Source organism: Microbacterium sp. KSW4-4 (genome assembly GCF_023091185.1).
GTDB lineage: Bacteria > Actinomycetota > Actinomycetes > Actinomycetales > Microbacteriaceae > Microbacterium > Microbacterium paraoxydans.
The window spans coordinates 517,150-536,920 of the sequence record NZ_JAHWXJ010000002.1; the positions used below are offsets into that span (position 1 = coordinate 517,150).

At 71.7% G+C, this 19,771-nt stretch carries 13 protein-coding genes; 11 read left to right on the forward strand and 2 right to left on the reverse strand.

From position 1 onward, the window contains the following. The 5 genes from KZC57_RS12030 to KZC57_RS12050 are packed head-to-tail and all read left to right on the forward strand — an operon-like array spanning position 1 to position 4,034. Entirely contained in the window at positions 1–246 is a 246-nt protein-coding gene (locus KZC57_RS12030; RefSeq protein WP_247641857.1) for a YbdD/YjiX family protein, read from the forward strand. 53 nt (positions 247–299) lie between these two features. Beyond that, positions 300–1,481, forward strand: coding sequence for a sensor histidine kinase (locus tag KZC57_RS12035; RefSeq protein WP_247641858.1), 1,182 nt, complete (start codon positions 300–302; stop codon positions 1,479–1,481). 8 nt (positions 1,482–1,489) lie between these two features. Beyond that, positions 1,490–2,209, forward strand: a complete 720-nt coding sequence (locus tag KZC57_RS12040; protein WP_144881427.1) for a LytTR family DNA-binding domain-containing protein — start codon at positions 1,490–1,492, stop codon at positions 2,207–2,209. Then, positions 2,206–2,580, forward strand: a complete 375-nt coding sequence (locus tag KZC57_RS12045) for a heavy metal transporter (RefSeq protein ID WP_247641859.1) — start codon at positions 2,206–2,208, stop codon at positions 2,578–2,580. Before KZC57_RS12040 ends, KZC57_RS12045 begins: the two co-directional genes overlap by 4 nt. After that, positions 2,577–4,034 carry a cation acetate symporter gene (locus tag KZC57_RS12050; protein ID WP_105949189.1) on the forward strand — a complete coding sequence of 486 codons (1,458 nt, stop codon included), beginning with the start codon at positions 2,577–2,579 and terminating at the stop codon, positions 4,032–4,034. The genes KZC57_RS12045 and KZC57_RS12050 overlap by 4 nt, the downstream gene beginning before the upstream one ends. Positions 4,035–4,562: 528 nt before the next feature. Here KZC57_RS12050 and KZC57_RS12055 read toward each other — a convergent pair. Continuing rightward, complete coding sequence (locus tag KZC57_RS12055) at positions 4,563–5,480, reverse strand: pirin family protein (RefSeq protein WP_247641860.1); 918 nt, start codon at positions 5,478–5,480, stop codon at positions 4,563–4,565. Further along, positions 5,477–5,845 (reverse strand): GNAT family N-acetyltransferase, encoded by a 369-nt coding sequence (locus KZC57_RS12060; protein WP_247641861.1) that lies wholly within the window; start codon positions 5,843–5,845, stop codon positions 5,477–5,479. Before KZC57_RS12060 ends, KZC57_RS12055 begins: the two co-directional genes overlap by 4 nt. 105 nt (positions 5,846–5,950) lie before the next feature. Between KZC57_RS12060 and recQ the strand changes: the two genes are divergently transcribed. From recQ to KZC57_RS12090, 6 genes are all read left to right on the forward strand, one after another. After that, entirely contained in the window at positions 5,951–7,978 is a 2,028-nt protein-coding gene (gene recQ, locus KZC57_RS12065) for a DNA helicase RecQ (RefSeq protein WP_374206612.1), read from the forward strand. Between the two features lie 245 nt (positions 7,979–8,223). Further along, positions 8,224–10,287, forward strand: a complete 2,064-nt coding sequence (locus KZC57_RS12070) for an acyl-CoA dehydrogenase (protein ID WP_247641862.1) — start codon at positions 8,224–8,226, stop codon at positions 10,285–10,287. A 98-nt stretch (positions 10,288–10,385) separates the two neighbouring features. Continuing rightward, on the forward strand, positions 10,386–11,432 hold the full coding sequence (locus tag KZC57_RS12075; protein ID WP_105949193.1) for an NAD(P)-dependent alcohol dehydrogenase: 1,047 nt from the start codon (positions 10,386–10,388) through the stop codon (positions 11,430–11,432). Positions 11,433–12,019: 587 nt separating this feature from the next. Further along, complete coding sequence (locus tag KZC57_RS12080; RefSeq protein WP_247641863.1) at positions 12,020–12,589, forward strand: DNA-3-methyladenine glycosylase I; 570 nt, start codon at positions 12,020–12,022, stop codon at positions 12,587–12,589. Positions 12,590–12,718: 129 nt separating this feature from the next. Next, positions 12,719–13,852 carry a serine/threonine-protein kinase gene (locus KZC57_RS12085; protein ID WP_167627851.1) on the forward strand — a complete coding sequence of 378 codons (1,134 nt, stop codon included), beginning with the start codon at positions 12,719–12,721 and terminating at the stop codon, positions 13,850–13,852. Continuing rightward, positions 13,852–19,770 (forward strand): Ig-like domain-containing protein, encoded by a 5,919-nt coding sequence (locus tag KZC57_RS12090; RefSeq protein ID WP_247641864.1) that lies wholly within the window; start codon positions 13,852–13,854, stop codon positions 19,768–19,770. Before KZC57_RS12085 ends, KZC57_RS12090 begins: the two co-directional genes overlap by 1 nt. Position 19,771: the final 1 nt, after the last annotated feature.

The following is a 19,771-nucleotide window of genomic DNA, read 5'->3' on the forward strand; positions in this document are numbered from 1 at the left end:
ATGACCTCCACGGTGGATCGGACGGATGCCGCGACCTCCCCGCTGCGGGCGCTGTGGAGCGCCCTCGGCCGGGTCGGCCGCGGCATCCGCTGGTACATGACGACGCTGATGGGCGACACCGCGTACCCCACGTACGTCGCCCATCACCGGCGGCATCATCCGGACGAGGAGCCGCTGACGGAGCGGCAGTTCTGGCGTCAGCGGATGGACGACCAGGACCGCAATCCCGGTGCCCGCTGCTGCTGACCCTGTCGAAGCGCGGTTCGCTGAGCCTGCCGGCCCGTCCCTAGGCTGAGCGCATGAACGACGTCGTCCTCGCCGCGATCCTCGGCGCGCTCGGCGGCATCGCCCTCACGGCGCTGCTGCTGCTCGCCCGGCGGTTCGCGCGCGGCTCGGCCGACCTCGGCAGCGAGGCGGAGCAGGGGGCGCTGCGGGCGCTGCACCAGGCGAGCCTCGCCGCCCCGCACCTCCGCGGCGGACTGGCCGGGCCGGATGTGGTCAAGGCCGCCCGGCACCTGCGGACTCTGCTGGGCAGCGCCGCGGTCGCCATCGTCGGCGAGGACGACACGGTCACCCTCGACGGCGCCGCGGACGGGCTCGAATCCGCCGCCGTGCGCATCGCCGCCCAGGTGCGCGCGTCCGGGCGGCGGCAGGTCTTCCCCGCGCCCTCGCGGACGGACGACCTGGAGGCGGTCGGCGCGCCCATCCTCGTCGACGGGGTGCCGGTCGGGGTGGTCGTCGCCTTCGCGTCGCCGGTGCGGGCCGCCCTCGTGCGGGCGGCGGAGGAGGTGGCCGACTGGTGTGCGGCGCAGGTCGAACTCGGCGGACTCGAGGCCTCCCGCACCCAGCTCGCCGAGGCGGAGCTCCGGGCTCTGCGTGCGCAGATCTCCCCGCACTTCATCTACAACGCGCTCACCGCGATCGCCTCGTTCATCACGACCGACCCCGACCGGGCCCGCGACCTCGTGCTCGAGTTCGCCGACTTCACGCGCTACTCCTTCCGCCGGCACGGAGAGTTCACGACGCTCGCGGAGGAGCTGGGCAGCATCCACTCGTACCTCGAACTGGAGCGGGCGCGGTTCGGCGAACGCCTGCGGGTGACGCTGCAGATCGCGCCCGAGACGCTCGCGACGGTCATCCCCTTCCTCTCGGTGCAGCCGCTCGTGGAGAACGCCGTGCGGCACGGCCTGGAGCCGGGAGAGGGCGGGGGCGAGATCCGCATCACCTCCCGCGACGACGGCACGCACACCGAGATCCTCGTCGAGGACGACGGCGTCGGCATGGACCCCGCGGGTCTGCGCGCGCTGCTCACGGCGCGTGAGGACGGCGGTCACGTGGGCCTGCGGAACGTCGACACCCGGCTTCGCCAGGTCTACGGCAGCGGGGGTGGTCTGGTCGTCGAGACCAACGCCGGCGCGGGTACCCTGGTGCGCATGCGAGTCCCGAAATCGCAGCCCCTCCACGACCCGGACGACGACTGAGGAGCGGCATGATCGACGTCCTCGTCGCCGACGACGAGCAGCCGGCCCTCGACGAGCTCGTGCACCTGCTGCGCGCCGACCCGCGCATCGGCGAGATCCTCACCGCGAGTAACGGCGCCGACGCGCTGCGTCACCTCTCCGCGCGTGCGGTGCGGATCGCCTTCCTCGACATCCACATGCCCGGCCTGCTCGGCACTGAGCTCGCCCGCGCGCTCCTCGGTCTCGCGGAACCGCCCGCGGTCGTGTTCGTCACCGCCGACGAGGCCCGCGCGGTCGAGGCTTTCGAACTGCGCGCCGCGGACTACCTCCTCAAGCCGGTCCGGCGGGAACGGCTCCGAAACGCCGTGGACCGGGTGATCGAGCAGGAGGCCGCACCGCGCGGCGAGGACGAGGTGCTGCCGGTGACCGTGGGCGCGTCCGTGCGGTTCGTGCGGCGCAGCGACGTGCGCTGGGTGCAGGCGCAGGGCGACTACGCGCGCCTGCACACCGAGGACGACGGGCCCGGCCATCTCGTGCGCATCCCGCTCTCCGAGCTCGAGACGCGGTGGGCGCCGGCGGGATTCCTCCGCATCCACCGTTCCACCCTCGTCCGGATCGCCGCGGTGACCGAGGCGCGGCTGTCAGGCGGGGAACCCGTCGTGGTCGTCGGCACGGCCGTGCTGCCGGTGAGCAGAAGGCTCGTCGCGGCGGTGCGGGAGGCCCTCGTGCGCGGAGAGGGGGCCGGATGACCGAGGCGCCGAAGCGGTTGCGCGTCACGGCGGACACCCCGCCGCGCCGCTCCTCCGCCGCCACCCGGGGGATCGCGCTGCCCGGTGCCCCGGTCGCGGAGGCCGATGCCGTCTACGCCCGTGCCCTGATGCGCAGCCAGCTCCGGCTCGCCCTCGGCACCGTCGCCGGCTTCGTGGTGGTCGTCGTCGCCCTGGCACTCGGGATCGCGCTCATCCCCGAGATCGACGCCGTCGTCCTCGGCGGGCTGCCGCTGTCGTGGCTCCTCCAGGCCTTCGCGTTCTACCCGGTGATCCTCGTCTTCGCGGTGCTGTACGTGCGCACGGCGGTCCGCAACGAGCGGCGGTACCGCGCCCTGCGGGACCGCGAGTGAACGCCGTGCTCGACCTCGTCGGGGTCGCCCTGGTCGTGATCGCCACCCTCCTCATCGGCGTGTACGGGCTGCGGGTGTCGCGCACGACGAGCGACTTCTTCGTGGCGTCGCGGACGGTGCGTCCGGTCTGGAACGCCTCGGCCATCAGCGGCGAGTACCTCTCGGCCGGCACCTTCCTCGGCCTCTCCGGGCTGGTGCTGCTGGACGGCGCCCGCGGCTTCTGGTTCCCCATCGGGTACGCCGCGGGGTACCTGCTCGTGCTCGTCTTCGTGGCCGCGCCCCTGCGCCGCAGCGGGGCGTACACGATCCCCGATTTCGTCGAGGCCCGGCTCGACTCGACCGCCGCGCGCCGTGTCACCAGCCTCGCGGTCCTCATCATCGGCTGGCTCTACATCGTGCCGCAGCTGCACGGCGCGGGCATCACTCTCGTCGTGGTCGCCGGGCTGCCGGAGTGGGTCGGGGCCGTGACGATCGCGGTGCTCGTGGCGGCGGCGGTCGCCGCGGGCGGCATGCGCGCGATCACCTTCGTGCAGGCCTTCCAGTACTGGCTCAAGCTCACGGCGCTCCTCGTGCCGGTGGTGTGCATCGCTTTCGCCCTGAGCGGCGGGCCGCACGACTTCGATCCCGCCCTCGTCTTCCCCGCTGAGGCCGGGCCGTCCGGCTTCGACGCCTACGAGACCGCGTCGCTGCTGCTCGCCCTGCTCCTCGGCACGATGGGTCTGCCGCACGTCCTCGTGCGGTTCTACACGAGCCCGACCGGAGCCTCCGCGCGGCGGACCACCGTGATCGTCATCGCCATGGTGAGCGCGTTCTACGCCGTGTCGAGCGCGATGGGGCTCCTGGCGCGGATCGCCGCTCCCGACCTCGCACGGCCGGGGGTCGCCGACACCGTGGTGCTGCAGCTCCCGTCGCGGGTGTTCCCCGGCCCCGCGGGTGAGCTGCTGACGGCGCTCATCGTCGCCGGAGCCTTCGCCGCGTTCCTGGCGACCTCGGCCGGGCTCGTGGTCTCGCTCGCGGGGGTCATCAGCCAGGACGTCTTCTCCGGCTCCGTGCGCTCCTTCCGGCTGTCCGCAGTGCTGTGCGCGCTCGTGCCGCTGGGGGTCGCGCTGCTCACGGTTCCCGCGGGACTCGTGTCGAGCGTGGGGGTGGTGTTCGTCGTGGCGGCGTCGACGCTTTCGCCCGTGGTGCTGCTGGGCGTGTGGTGGCGCGGCCTCACCGCGCGCGGGGCGGTCGCGGGCATGGTGTGCGGCGGCGTCGCGACCGGGCTCGCCCTGCTCGTGCACGCCGCGGTGGACGGGGTCGGCGTCGCGGCGCCCTACCTCGCGCAGCCCGCCGCCTGGACGATCCCGCTGGCGACCGGGGTCACCGTCGCCGTGTCGCTGCTCGACCCTCGAGGACCCTCGCCCCGCACGGACCGCTTCCTCGCCCGCGTGCACACCCCCGACCGCGCCTGAGTCTGCTTCTGCTTCCCGGACTCTGTCTCCTGGAACAGGCGTTCGCGCGGGTTCAGGCAGGTGAAAGCCCATCGAGCCTGAGCCGGCGCGAGTGCCTGAAGAGCGGGGAGGGTCGGTGCGGTCGAGTCAGGGGACTCCAGCGCGTTGGCAGGCACTGGCGCGAGAACAGGCAGGGAGGACCAGGAGAGCCTGTGCTTCCGGGAGTGCCTGAACTCGCGTGGGTGCCTGAACTGGTGGGAGTGCCTGTTCCGGCGGGAGTGCCTGGACTGGCGTGGATGCCTGTTCAGGCGCGTCAGCGAGGTCGCGCGCGAGGGCAGGCAGTGGCGTGAGAGCAGGCAGGGAAGGGAGGGAGTGCCTGTTCTGGCGGGAGTGCCTGGACTGGCGTGGATGCCTGTTCGGGCGCGTCAGCGAGGTCGCGCGCGAGGGCAGGCAGTGGTGTGAGAGCAGGCAGGGAGAGTCCTGGGTGCCGGAATCAGCGGGAGTGCCTGAATCAGCGGGAGTGCCTGTGCAGGAGCGGCTGTGCGGGGGTCAGAGGGTGCGGCTGCGTGGCATCAGGCGCACCGGGGGGAGTGGCGGCGCGGGGATGCGCTGGTCGTGCCCCTCGACGACGCCGAACCGGGGGGATGCGGCCTCCCAGTCCTCGCGGGCGGCGGCGATCTCGTCGTGGGAACGCCCGGCGAAGTTCCACCACATGACGATCTCGTCCTCGAACGGCTCACCCCCGAGCAGGAACAGCAACCCGCCCTCGCTGCTGGTCACCTCGACGCCGTCGCGGGAATCGCCGAGGTAGAGCATGTCGTTGCGGGTCATCGCGTGCTCGGGGACGGCGGCGTCGCCCTCGACGAGGAGCAGCGCGTGCTCCCACTCGGGCCGCAGCGGCAGGCGCACCGTGGTTCCGGCCGGCACGACGATCTCCGCCCCGACGATCGGCGTGTGCACGGTCGCCGGCGAGTGCACGCCCGCGAACTCGCCGAGCACGACCGTGGCCGTGGCGTCCGATCCGGTCGCGGCCGAAAGGGTCGTCGTCGGCAGGTCGGTGTGCCGCTCGAAGCCGCCGTCGCCGTGGCGCGCGGACTCGGGGAGAACGACCCAGAACTGCAGCGCGTCCAGCGGAACGGGGCCGTCGCCCGCGGAGTACTCCGAGTGCGAGATGCCGTTGCCGGCGGTCATGAGGTTGAGCTGACCGCGCCGGAGGTCGGCGTCGCTGCCCAGCGAATCGCGGTGCCGGATCTCGCCGACCAGTGGCCACGTCACCGTCTGCAGACCGATGTGCGGGTGCGGCTCGACGCGCATCCGGGTCTCGGCCGGGCCGAACCGGTCGAGGAAGCACCACGCGCCGATGGTGGGGAGGTTGCGATGCGGCAGCACCCGCAGCACCTCCATGCCGCGCACGCCCCCGAGCGGCACCGCCCGGGGCTCGAGGACGAGGCGGCGTTGCCCGATCATTCCGCCCTGCCCGTGGGGTCCTCATCCGCGCCGGCCGACTCCTCCTGCACCGGGGCGTCCGCCGTCGAGCCCGGGCGCTGCGGCCAGCGGATCTCGGCGCCGGGCACCTCGTGCGTCTTGAGGTACTTCGCGATGTACGGGCAGAGCGGCACGATCGCGTCGCCCGTCGACGCGACGTCGGTCAGTGCCGCCGCGGCGAGCTTTCCCGCCAGGCCCTGGCCCTGGAACGCGGGGTCGATCTCGGTGTGCAGGAACCGGATCGCGCCGGGGCGGGTGTCGAACTCGGCGAACCCGGCCAGCACGTCATCGGAACGGATCTCGTAGCGGGAGGCCTCGTCGTTGCGGGTCACGGTGATGTCGGTCATCGGATGCTCCTTCCGGCGTCTGGAACCAACCTACGCCCGGGACCGAGGGTGCGGGCCTGTGGACGTCGCCGTGCCGCTGTCCGTCGGGGTGATTACGCTGGAGGGATGCCGCAGACTCCCCGCGATCCGTACGACGGATGGATCCCCGAGCCGGACGCGGCATCCGACCAGCCCTGGGACGACGGGTGGGAGCCGACCGAGCCGCCGGAGCCGATGGACTGGGAGCCGCAGGGCGCGGGCTTCGAGCCGCCCCTCGACTGGGGTCCGGGTCCGACGACCGCGGTGACCACCGCGCCGGCCGTCCGCCGCGCCACGCCCAGCCGGTATGCGACGGCCCGCGAGGCACTGCACACGGTGTTCGGCTACGACGACTTCCGCGGCGACCAGGCGGCCATCGTCGAGCAGGTCATCGGCGGCGGCGACGCCGTCGTCCTGATGCCCACCGGCGGCGGCAAGAGCATCACGTACCAGGTGCCCGCTCTCGTGCGCGAGGGCACCGGACTGGTCATCAGCCCGCTCATCGCGCTCATGCACGACCAGGTCGACGCGCTGCGCGCCAACGGTGTGAAGGCCGCGTACCTCAACTCCACCCAGTCGATCGAGGAGCGCCGCGATGTCGAGCGCGCCTATGTCGCCGGGGAGCTCGACCTCCTCTACGTCGCCCCGGAGCGACTGTCGGGCGCGCAGACCACCTCCCTCCTGCAGCGCGGCACGCTCAGCGTCATCGCGATCGACGAGGCCCACTGCGTGTCGCAGTGGGGTCACGACTTCCGGCCCGACTACCTCGCCCTCGGCGACATGGGCGAGCGGTTCCCCGGCGTCCCCCGCATGGCCCTGACCGCGACCGCGACGCGGGCCACCCACAAGGAGCTCACCGAGCGCCTGCACCTCGACGCGGCGAAGCACTTCGTGGCGAGCTTCGATCGTCCCAACATCCAGTACCGCATCGTCCCGAAGGTCGATCCCCGCAAGCAGCTCGTGCAGTTCATCCGGTCGCAGCCGGAGGGAGCGGCGGGCATCGTCTACGCGCTCAGCCGCAAGTCCGTCGAGCAGACGGCGACCTATCTCGCCGCGCAGGGTCTCGACGCGTTGCCGTATCACGCCGGTCTGCCCGCCGAGGTGCGGGCGGCGAACCAGTCGCGCTTCCTCCGTGAAGACGGCGTCGTGATGGTGGCGACCATCGCGTTCGGCATGGGCATCGACAAGCCCGACGTGCGCTTCGTCGCCCACATCGATCTGCCGAAATCGGTCGAGGGGTACTACCAGGAGACCGGCCGCGCCGGCCGCGACGGCGAGCCGTCCGTGGCGTGGATGGCGTACGGGCTCGGCGATGTCGTGCAGCAGCGCCGTCTGATCGATCAGAGTCCCGGCGACCGCACCTTCAAGATGCGGATGGGGCAGCACCTCGACGCGATGCTCGCGCTGTGCGAGACGGTGGAGTGCCGTCGGCAGAACCTCCTCGGGTACTTCGGTCAGGACTCGCAGCCGTGCGGCAACTGCGACACGTGCCTCGACGACACGGCGACCTTCGACGGGCTCGTCCCCGCGCAGAAGCTGCTCTCCACGATCGTGCGGCTCAAGCGGGAGCGGAATCAGGCGTTCGGTGCCGGCCACCTCATCGACATCCTCCGCGGGGCCTCGACCGAGCGCATCCGCCAGCAGCGGCACGACGCCCTCGCGACCTACGGCATCGGCGCCGACCTCTCCGACCAGGACTGGCGGAGCGTGGTGCGCCAGCTCCTCGCCCGGGGCATCCTCGTCGCGCAGGGCGACTACGGCACGCTCGCACCCGGAGAGGCCGCGGCCGGGGTGCTGCGCGGCGAGACCGCTGTGCCGCTCCGGAAAGACACGATCGGACGCCCGTCCTCGCCGTCCCGCGCCCGGAAGGCGAGTGCCGCCGACGCCCTCGACGCCGGAGACCGGGAGCTGTTCGAGGCGCTGCGGGCCTGGCGCGCCGAGACCGCCAGAGAACAGGGCGTCCCGGCGTACATCGTCTTCGGCGATGCCACGCTCCGTGCGCTCGCGGAGCATCGGCCCACGTCGCACGCCGACCTCGATGGCATCACCGGCATCGGTGCGAAGAAGCGCGAGGCCTATGGCGACGGCGTGCTCGCCGTCATCGCTGCCTCCTGACTCCTCCTGCGCCGGCCCACCCCCTTCCGCGCGAGCCACCCCTTTGCGGACGCTCGCAAGCGGCCGGGACGCACGGAACGGGGTGGGTCGACGGAGCTGCTGCGGCGAATCCTGTCGCGAGCCGACAACGACAGGCGCGGACGGGGCGGCCAGGCGTTGGAGGATGCGGACAGGGGACTTCGTGCGGTTTTGTCGCACACCTACCATGAGAGGCATCCACCTTCGTCTCTCCGAGAGGAACGCTCATGGTCGACGCCGCCGTCCGCCCTTCGACGACACCTGACCCGCGCGAGAGCGCGACCGCCCCGCGGATCGATGTCGCCCGCCTGAACGACGCCCTCATGGGCACCTGGGGCGACGTGCGCCGCCAGGCCCGCGAGATGATCAAGGACTCCGCGTTCTGGCGGAAGGACGAGCTCGGCAAGGACGACCACCGTGAGCGCGTGCTCAGCCAGCTCCACCTCCTCGTCGACAACAAGGCCGTGCACCGGGCGTTCCCGAAGCGCTTCGGCGGCGAGGAGAACAACGGCGGCAACATCGCCGGATTCGAGGAGCTCGTCGCCGCCGACCCGAGCCTGCAGATCAAGTCGGGCGTGCAGTGGGGCCTCTTCGGCTCCGCGATCCTGCAGCTCGGCACGAAGGAGCACCACGACAGGTGGCTCCCCGGTGTCATGGACCTGTCGATCCCGGGCGCGTTCGCGATGACCGAGATCGGTCACGGCTCCGACGTCGCCGCGGTCGGCACCACCGCCACCTACGACCCGGAGACGGAGGAGTTCGTCATCCACACGCCGTTCCGGGGAGCTGTGAAGGAGTACCTCGGCAACGCGGCGCTGCACGGCATCGCGGCGACGGTGTTCGCGCAGCTCATCACCAACGGCGTCAACCACGGCGTGCACTGCTTCTACGTGCCCTTGCGCGGTGAGGACGGCGTGGATCTGCCCGGCATCGGTCGCGAGGACGACGGGCTCAAGGGCGGACTGAACGGCATCGACAACGGCCGCCTCTCCTTCGACCAGGTGCGCATCCCACGCACGAACCTGTTGAACCGCTACGGCGACGTCGCCCCGGACGGCACCTACTCCAGCGCGATCGACAGCCCCGGCCGCCGCTTCTTCACGATGCTCGGCACCCTCGTGCAGGGGCGCGTCTCGCTCGACGGCGCCGCTTCCTGGGCCTCCGCGCTCGGCCTGCACATCGCGATCACCTACGCCACGCAGCGTCGCCAGTTCGACGGTGCGGACGGGCAGGAGGTCGTGCTGATGGACTACGGCAAGCACCAGCGCCGGCTGCTCCCGCGCCTGGCCACCACGTACGCGCAGATCTTCGCGCACGACGAGTTCCTGCAGAAGTTCGACGGGGTCTTCTCCGGCCGCTCCGACACCCCGGACGACCGCGAGGATCTGGAGACGCTCGCGGCCGCGCTCAAGCCGCTGTCGACCTGGCATGCGCTCGACACGCTCCAGGAGGCCCGCGAGGCGTGCGGCGGCGCCGGCTTCATGTTCGAGAACCGGCTCGTCGGGCTCCGCGCCGACCTCGACATCTACGTCACGTTCGAGGGCGACAACAACGTCCTGCTCCAGCTCGTCGGCAAGCGGCTGCTGACCGACTACGCGAAGCAGTTCCAGGGCAAGGACGCCGCGGCGCTCGCGCGCTACGCCGTGGGGATGACCGCCGGCAAGGTGTTCCACGGCGCAGGCCTCCGTCAGCTCGGTCAGGCGGTGACCGACTTCGGTCAGGTCGCCCGGTCGGTGGAGCGCGGGCTGCGCGAGGAGCAGCAGCACGACCTCCTCGCAGGGCGTGTGCAGCAGATGGTCGCCGACATCGCGACCCGGCTGCGCGCCGCCGGCAAGGACAAGGTGCTCGGGGCGCGGCTGTTCAACGAGAACCAGGCCGAGCTCATCGAGGCGGCCAGGGCGCACGCCGAGCTCCTGCAGTGGGAGGCCTTCACCGACGCCGTCCACGCGATGGACGACGCCGAGACGAAGAAGGTCATGACCTGGCTGCGCGACCTCTTCGGACTGCAGCTCATCGAGAAGCACCTCGCCTGGCACCTCATCCACGGACGGCTGTCCACCCAGCGGGCCGCGGCGGTGTCGAGCTACATCGATCGGCTGTGCGCACGACTGCGTTCGTACGCGCTCGACCTCGTGGACGCGTTCGGCTACGAGCCCGAGCACGTGCGGGCGCCCATCGCGAGCGGCGCGGAGAAGCAGCGGCAGGACGAGGCCCGTGCGTACTACGCCGACCTCGAGGCCACCGGTCAGGCTCCCGTCCTGGAGAAGACTCTCAAGCGGCAGAAGCGCTGAGCGGTCGGCCCGGGCCGTACAGACGGCCCGGGCCCTCCGGACAGCGGATTCATCGACGCCGGCGGATAGTCTCGGCGAGTACCGACCCGAGGAGCATCATGTCGACCGTCACCGCCTACGCCGCCCCCGCCGAAGCCGCCCCGCTCGAGAAGACCGTCATCGAGCGCCGGGAGCTGGGCCCGCACGACATCCTCATCGACATCGCCTTCGCCGGCATCTGCCACTCCGACATCCACACCGTCCGCGGCGACTGGGGCCCGCAGCAGTACCCGCTCGCCCCGGGACACGAGATCACCGGAACGGTCGCCGCGGTGGGGACCGAGGTCACGAAGCACGCCCTCGGCGACCGCGTCGGCGTCGGCTGCCTCGTGAACTCGTGCCGGGAGTGCGTGTACTGCCTCCGCGGCGACGAGCAGTTCTGCACGCAGGGCGCCGTCGGCACCTACGGGGCGGTCGACCGCGACGGGACGATCACCCAGGGCGGCTACTCCCAGCAGGTCGTCGTCACCGAGGACTTCGTGCTGCGGATCCCGGACGCTCTGCCCCTGGACGCGGCGGCTCCCCTGCTGTGCGCGGGCATCACCACGTACTCGCCGCTGCGGCACTGGAAGGTCGGCCCCGGCATGCGCGTCGCGGTGGTCGGACTCGGCGGGCTCGGCCACATGGGCGTGCAGATCGCGCACGCCCTGGGCGCCGAGGTGACCGTGCTGTCGCAGACGCTCGCGAAGCAGGACGACGGTCTCCGGCTCGGCGCCGACCACTACTTCGCGACGGGCGACCGGGAGACCTTCCGCGAGCTGCGCGGCTCCTTCGATGTGATCCTCAACACCGTGAGCGCCGTCATCGACCTCCGCTCCTACCTCGGGCTGCTCGACGTGGACGGCACCATCGTGTGCGTCGGTGCTCCCGCGGAGGCCCTCGCCCTGAACGCGGGGTCGCTGATCGCCGGGCGGCGTTCCATCGCCGGCTCGAACATCGGCGGCATCCGGGAGACCCAGGAGATGCTCGACTTCTGTGCGGAGCACGGCATCACCGCGCAGATCGAGGTCATCCCCGCCTCGGCCATCAATGAGGCGTACGAGCGCGTCCTCGCGTCCGACGTCCGCTACCGCTTCGTCATCGACGCCGCCACCTTCGCCGACTGACCCCCCTCCCGTCCCGGTCCCTCGTCCTATCCGGTACGGGATCAAGAGCGCACCCCCTTCACCCCCGCGAGGCGCGATCTCCGTCCCGCTCCCGTCCCGCTCCCGTCCGGTGCGGGAGCAAAAGCTCACCTCCGGTGCCCGCGTTGGGAGCGATTTCCGTCCCGTGACCGTGGAGCCCCTGGGGCGGGACGGAAGAGTCTCCGGGCGAGGGCCGCGTCGGTGCGGTTCTGATCCCGCGCTGGCCTTGGGTGGGCGCGCGCGGAGGACGAGCTGCGGGCGCGGAACGGGTGCACCGTGCCACGGCGGTCCGCTGCCTCCGCGGTCGGCGCGGGATGGGAAAGGTGCCGGAGTTCCGTGTCGGAGGGTCTGCTTTGATCTCGCGTCGGAGGTGCGGGTGCGGGATCGAAAAGGTGCCGCGGATTTGTGTCGAAGGGCCCTTCTCGATCCCCCGTCGGAGGTGTGTGTCGGGGCGGGACGGAAAACGGGCCTGGGGAGGCGAGGGGAGGGGCGGAAGTGAACTCGCACCGAGGACGGCGGGACGAGGGACGGGGGACGGGGGTGTCGGTGGGGGCGGATACGGTGAGGGGATGACCTCCCTCCTCCTGGGGCCCGACTCCCGTGCGCGCTGCGCCTGGGTCGGCGACGACGCAGAATACCGCCGGTACCACGACGAGGAGTGGGGGACGCCGCTGCACGGGGACCGCGCGCTGTTCGAGAAGATGGCGCTCGAGGGGTTCCAGGCGGGGCTGTCGTGGATCACGATCCTGCGCAAGCGCCCGCGGTTCCGGGAGGTGTTCGCGGGCTTCGAGCCGGAGGCGGTGGCGGCGTTCGACGAGGCGGACGTGGAACGCCTCATGGGCGACCCCGGCATCATCCGCAACCGCGCCAAGATCCTCGCGACGATCGGCAACGCCCGGATCGTGGAGTCGATGGCGGACGGGGAGCTCGACGCGCTGATGTGGTCGTTCGCCCCGCCGGCGACCGGAGCACGGCCACGGGAGTTCGCCGACGTCCCCGCCGTCACTCCGGAGTCGACCGCGTTGAGCAAGGAACTGCGGCGGCGAGGCTTCCGCTTCGTCGGGCCGACGACGATGTACGCACTCATGCAGTCGGCGGGTATGGTGGACGACCACATCGAGGGGTGCTGGAAGGCCTGACGGTCCGACGAGAAGAGAGCGGGGCCACACTCCCTCGCCCGATATACTCGGCACATCGGGGGATCCCCCGGCGCACGACGCCGGGCGGCTGCAGGCGCGCGGTCTCCCATCAGACCGTGAGGAGCAGGTGTGGCAACGCGCATGGCAGCGACACCGCCGACGCTGGCGGGGTACAGCTATGTGCGTCCGCTCGGGTCCGGTGGATTCGCCGATGTGTTCCTCTACGAACAGGACATGCCGCGCCGCGTCGTCGCCGTCAAGGTCCTGCTCGCGGATGCCGTGAACCCCGAGGTGCTGCAGACCTTCAACGTGGAAGCCGACATCTCGGCGCGGCTGAGTGCCCACCCCTCGATCGTCACGATCTACCAGGCGTCCATCTCGGCGGACGGGCGGCCGTACTTCGCGATGGAGTACTGCCCCGACACGATGAGCGCGCGCTACAAGAAGGCCCCGCTTCCACTCGCGGAGGTGCTCGACATCGGCGTCCGCATGGCCGGCGCTCTGGAGACCGTGCACCGGGCCGGTCTGCTGCACCGCGACATCAAGCCCTCGAACGTGCTCATCAACTCGCTCGGCGCGCCCGTGCTGGCCGACTTCGGCATCGCCGCTGCCGTCATCGAGGAGGGCGAGGGCGAGACCATCGCGATGTCCGTGCCCTGGAGCTCCCCCGAGGTGCTGCAGGAGCGCGTGTCCGGATCCATCCCCAGCGAGGTGTGGAGCCTCGGCGCGACGCTGTACACGCTGCTCGCCGGCCGCAGTCCGTTCGAACGCGGCGACCGCGGCTCGAACTCGCGCGATCAGCTCACGGACCGCATCATCAAGGCGCGGTACACGGCGGTGCCGGTCCCCGGCATCCCGCCGATCATCGACGACATCTTCGCGAGCGCCATGCACCGCGACCCGGCGAAGCGGCCGGCGAGCATGGCGGAGTTCGCGGAGAAGCTGCGCTGGGCGCAGTACGAGCTCGGCATCTCGCCGACGGCCTTCGAGGCGGCGTCGGCGGAGTGGGCCGCGGCGGCGCCGGTGAACTTCTCGGATACGAGCGTCCGCGGGCCGGTCATCACGACGGTCGCGCCCGACTCGCGGAGGGCAGCGCGCGCCGCCCGTCCGCAGGCCGCACCCCGTGAGCGGGACGACATCCCCGCGAGCACCCGAGGCCGAAGCCGGTCCCCCCTGGTCGTCGGTATCGTCGGCGCCGTGATCGGCGCCGCCGTCATCGCGGGTCTCGGAACCGCGGTCCTGTTCCTCACAGGGATCCTCTGATGGCGGCAGGCAACCGCACCGCCGCCGAGGCGGCGACCCCGCCCAGGGGCAAGCTGATCGCGCTGATCTCGGGGATCATCGCGCTCGTGGTCGTCGTGGCGCTCGCGGTGACGGCGCAGGGGTATCAGTCGCAGGAGGTGCCGCGTCTCGAACCGGCGGTCTGGGTCATGCGCGACAGCGGACAGTATGCGCGCGTCAACACCGAGCTCGCCGAGATCGACACCGTCCGCGATGTCGATGACCCTGAGGCGGTCTGGCAGAGCGGCTCCAGCACTGTGCTCTACGCACAGGGGAACCGGCAGCGGTGGGACGTCGATCCGGCCAGCCCCGCCGATCTGCTCTCCGACAGCTCTGAAGAGGGGACCCCGCTCGCTTCGCAGCCGACCCCCGCCGGGACCCGCGACGTCCTCTCCGCCGGGGTCTACGTGGCCTACCGCACCGACACCGGGCAGGTGTCGGTGTCGACCCTCGCACCGGGGGCGGGCACGGCCCTCGTCGACCCCTTCGCCGAGGTCGAGGTCGAGGAGGGGGAGGACCCGCCGACGTACACCGCCGATGCCATCGGGCTGTCGCCGGATGGCCTGCTCGTCCTCTACTCGGCGGACGAGGGGGCCGTGCGCCGCTTCGACATCGACGAGCACCGGTTCCTGGGGGATGAGTCACCCGTGGCCGATGCGCCGGAAGCCGGGGAGGGCCTGGCGATCGCGGTCGTCGGGGAACGCTGGGCGATGCTGCAGCCGACCTCCGGCGAGCTGTGGCTCTCCGGTCGCGATGCGGCGGTCACGCTCGACGTCGCCGAGGACGCACGCCTCCAGCGTGGAGCCGCCGAGGGCGACGCGGTGCTCGTCGCGGACTCGGACGGCCTCGTCTCCGTCGACCTCGCGTCCGGAGAGGCCGACCGGGTGGCGGAGGCCTCCGGCGTCCCCGCCGCACCGGTCACGGTCCGGGGGGAGACCTACGCGGCGTGGCTCGACAGCGGCGGCGGAACCCTGTGGAGCGCGGGGGAGACCACTCCGCTGCAGGTCCCGGACGAGACGCTCGACGCGGCAGCCATCGACCCGGTCTTCCAGGGCAACGGCGATCGCGCGGTGCTGGTAGAGACCGGGACGGGCCTCATCTGGACGGCGCCGGACGGCGTGCTGATCCCGCTCGAGCAGTGGAAGATCGAGGACGACACGGAGCAGCAGGAGGGCACGATCGTCGTCGAGGACGTGGCGGAGCAGCTTCCGCCGGTGGCCGTCGACGACGCGTTCGGTGTGCGTGCGGGGGAGCAGGTCCTCCTGCCGGTCCTCCTGAACGATCACGACCCGAACAAGAAGGACGTCCTCACGATCGATCCCGAGTCCGTCGCGGCAGGCCTGAGCGATCCGGCATTCGGGGAATTGGCGCTCGTGGCGGACGGCCAGTCGCTGGTCGTCGATGTGAAGGCGGGCTCGGGCCAGGCGAGCTTCACGTACGCCGTGTCGGACGGCGCGGCCGTCTCGCCGCCGGCGACCGTGACGCTGACGGTCGTCGATCCAGGAGTCAACTCCGCTCCGGTCTGGTGCGGCGTCGACGCCTGCAAGCAGGAGTGGCCGACGCCGCAGATCCTCGCCGGCGGCAGCACGATCGTCTCAGCGCTCTCCGGCTGGGTCGACCCCGAGGGTGATGCCTTCATCCTGAGCGACGCCTACGAGACGGATCCCTCGGCACCGGTGATGGTGGCGCCGACGGACGACGGCCGCGTCGCCATCCGGCACACCGACCCGAACGCCGCGGATGCCGTGATCCCGGTCACGGTGGTGGTGCAGGACGTGCACGGTGCGACCGCAGAGAAGACCCTCGAAGTCCAGGTCAGCGGCAGCCCTGCCCTCCAGGCATCGGCCGTCGCGGTGACCGCGCGCGTGGGCGAGCGGCAGTCCATCCGCATCTCCGACCATCTGTCCGGGGGCTCCGGGTCGTATCGCCTCGTCGACGCCGTCCAGACCGCCGCGACTGCGCAGGGCTTCGAGGTCACCCCCAACGCGGCCGCGGGCACCGTGGAGTTGACCGCGGCGGAGCCGGGCCAGTACGTGGTCACGTACACCGCGCAGGACGCCACGACCCAGGCGGAGCAGTCGGCGGTCATCCGCGTCACGGCGGTCGACGGCTCCGCAGCGCTCGCGATGGCGCCGTTGACGGCGTTCGTCCGCGAGGGCGAGGACACGACCGTCGATGTGCTCCGCGCGGTGCAGAACACCAGCGGACGGGTGCTGCTGCTGTCCGACGCCGTGAGCTCCACCCCGCAGCTCAACGTGCGCGTGGTCGGGAACGAGAGCCTGCGGGTGAACGGGACGACGGAGGACGGCGAGCCCGGCCTGATCGGCAAGGCCACCGTCACGGTCGCGGATGGCGCGGGCGGGGCCGTCCAGGGCACGGTGAGCGTGTTCCTCACCCCGCCGTCCACCGTCACCCGCCCGATCGTCTTCCCGGACGCGGTGACGGTGCGGGCGGGCTCGCTCACGCGTATCGAGGTCGCCGCCAATGACGTCGCCCCCCGCGGGGAGCCGCTCCTGGTGCTCCCGGAGGTGACAGGGTCGGGCGAACCGGACGAACTCGTCTTCGCCGACCGCAACGCGCTGCGCTACCTGGCGCCGAAGACGCCAGGCACCTATCGGCTGACGTACTCGGTCTCGCTCGAACGGAACCCCTCCCTCTCCGACGACGGCGTCGTGACGGTCACCGTCGTGCCGCCCGGGACGAACCGCGCTCCCACGCCGATCGCTCTCACCGGTCGCGTCCTCAGCGGGCAGACCGTGACGATTCCGGTACCCACGACCGGGATGGACGGAGACGGGGACCGGGTGGTGCTGTCCGGCGTCGACCAGCCGAAGAAGGGCGGGGGCACGGCGACCATCTCGGCCAGCGGCGAGGCGATCGTGTACCGGGCCCCGGCCGGGGGAGTGGACGGCGGACAGGTGTCGTTCCGCTACACCGTGCGCGACCCGCAGGGTGAGGAAGGCAGCGGCGCGGTCCGCATCGGCGTCCTGGACGCGGATGTCGAGGACGCCGCTCCGGTGACGTTCAGCGACTACGTCCGGGTCGAGGCGGGGTCCCGCACACCGGTCGTGCTGGACCCCCGGTCCAACGACCTCGACCCGGCGCAGAGCGAGCTCGAGATCACCGCGCTCGTCCCGAACGCGCCTCCCGTCAAGGGGAACCCGCTGTACGAGCGGCTGAATGCACTGATCGATTCCGACACCTCCCTGAAGGACGGGCGCGTCGTGCTGCGCGCCGGGGAGACGGCGGGGACGAACTCCTACTTCTACACGGTGAAGTCGACGCGGACCGGGAGCACGGCGCAGGGCCTCATCGTGCTGACCGTGACCGAGGGCACGGTCGCCGATCAGCCGGTCGTGACGGACACGGTGCTCACGGCGCGCGACCGGGACGACCTCGTGGACGGTGGCCTCGACGTCGTCACGGACCGGGTGCGCTGGCCGTCCGGCGACGTCTCGTCGCTCCGTCTGAGCCTGTGGGGCGATCAGGCCGGGTACACGGTGAAGGGGAACCGGATCATCGGCCCCGCTCCGAAGGAGGGCGCACTGGTGCCCTTCCAGCTCACCGGAAACGCCGCCGGCGGACGGGACGTGACCGCCTACGGCTTCCTGCGGATCCCGGCGTTCGACGACATGCAGGTCCAGCTCGTCCCCGGCGCGACGCCGGTCGTCGTCGATGAGGACGCGGCCGTCAGCTTCGCGGTGCCGGACTACCTCGATCTGCCGTCATCGGATGCCGTGGAGATCGGCTCCGGAGCGTTCACCGCGCAACGGGCTGCGGCGTCGTGCGCGGCCGATGGCCCCCGCAAGGCGGAGTACCGTGCCGGTCGTGAGGCGCCGTGGTCGGACACCTGCTTGATCCCGGTGCGTCTGGACGGACAGAAGCGCTGGTCCTACATCGACGTCCCGGTCAGCATCCGTCCGTCCGAACCGCAGCTGCTGCTCTCCTCGATCTCGCACACGATTGCGCCGGGAGCCACGGAGAGCGTCGACCTCTACGCCAACATGGCCGCGTGGGAAGGCGGGCGCGAGGGCAACGCGGGCTCCCTCGAGTACCGGATCGTGTACTCGGGTTCGGCGTTCGTGGTCACGCAGAGCGGGGCGAAGCTGACGATCGAGGCGCGCGCCGACGCGCGACCGGGCAACACCGAGAACGTCAGCGTGACCGTGCCGCAGTACGGACAGCCCTCAGCCTCCGTGCGTCTGGTCGTGGGCGCAGCCCCACCAGACGCCCCGCGGGGAGCGACCTTCACGAAGCAGTGCGTCGTCACCAGCGCCCGCTGCTCGATCGACGTCGTCGATGTGGCGGGCGAGTACGATCCCTTCGCCGGCAAGCCGGGATCCGGGCTGCGACTGATGTCGCTCGGGGCGGGATCGCGCTGCGACGTCGCCTCGTTCTCGACGGCGGGCTCCAAGACGATCACCGCGAGCTGGCCCGGTGGCGGGCAGGCGCCGGGCGGGCAGTGCGTGGTCTCGTTCGTCGTGGCCGACGCGCAGGGGCGAACCGGCACGGGCACCCTCACGCTCGACCTGCAGGGATTCCCGCAGGCGCCGGCGAGCGTGACCACCGTGGGTTTCACCCGCTCGACGGTCGTGCTGGAGGTGCCGCTCGGCGAGGCGCGCCGCGCCCACCCCGCGGTGTCGGGCGTGACCATCCTCCAGGACGGGGCGGCGGCCAATGCCTCCTGCAGTCCGGCCGGTGCTGTGTACCGCTGCACGGTGAATGGGCTGACCAACGGCGCGCCGCACACCTTCACGGCTGCAGCGGTCAACGCCGTCGGCACCTCGGCGTCCACCTCGCCGCACACGAGCTGGGCCTACGCCGCCCCGGTCGTGGCGAACGCGACGGCCACGCCGGAGTATCGACCGGGGGTCTCCGACCGCGGGCGCGGGGCGGTGCGGGTATCGATCGACGCCGCCGACGATGCTGTCTCCTTCCGGATCGAGGAGACGGGCGAGGTCATCAATCGCACGGGGGCGACCACCACGGCCGATATCTCGCTGTCGCCGGGGGCGCAGACGCTCACGATCGTCCCGATCAGCCAGTTCCAGCCGCCCACCGGCGGCGGCAACGAAGGCGGCGGGTTCCGTACATCCGTGACCGTCGCCGGCTCCGTGTACTTCGACCCGGCGACGACGCAGGCGACGGCGGTCTCGAACACGGCGGTGAACGTCTCCGGCATCGCGGCACAGGCGAACGGCAGCACCAGGGGCGTCCAGGTCACCTATGTCGCGTGGCGATCGGGCAGCGTCAGCTGCACGGCGAACGGAGACGGCACGCTGTCGGTCTCCGGCGGCGAGGTGCGGTCCGAGTCCCCCTCTCTGCAGGGGCTGCGGCCGTACCAGCTGTACTACGTCAAGGCGTGCGCATCGAACGGCTACGGCGTGGCCGAGTCGTCCACGACAACCGTCTTCACGTTCACGTTCGTCGACGGGCCCGGCGGTGACACCACCTACACGGTCGCGAAGGACCCCCGGCGCGACGGGAACCGCTATGACTACGGCCTGGCGTCGGCGCCGCGCATCGACGTCGAGAACGGCTTCGTGCCGCAGTACTACATGTACGGGCAGTGGGTCGGCGACTTCGCCCTCACCCCGGACTCGTCCCCGGGGCAGGTCCGCGCCCGCGCCTGCCATGCCACGCAGACCGGCTCGTGCTCCGGAGAGGTGAACATCACCGCGACGACCGCGCCGACCGTCGTCAACGCCGTGTTCCAGCCCTGCATGCCCGTCGTCGAGGGCGATGCCGTGACGGTGTCCGCCGCGGCACGCGGCTCGTACATCCTCGAGGTGACGCCCCTGGTCGACACCCCCGGCACCTTCGACGCGAAGATCACGTGGACCGGAGCCTTCGCCACCCTGACCCCCATCACGCATCGCATCACGGGCCTGTGCCCCTGAC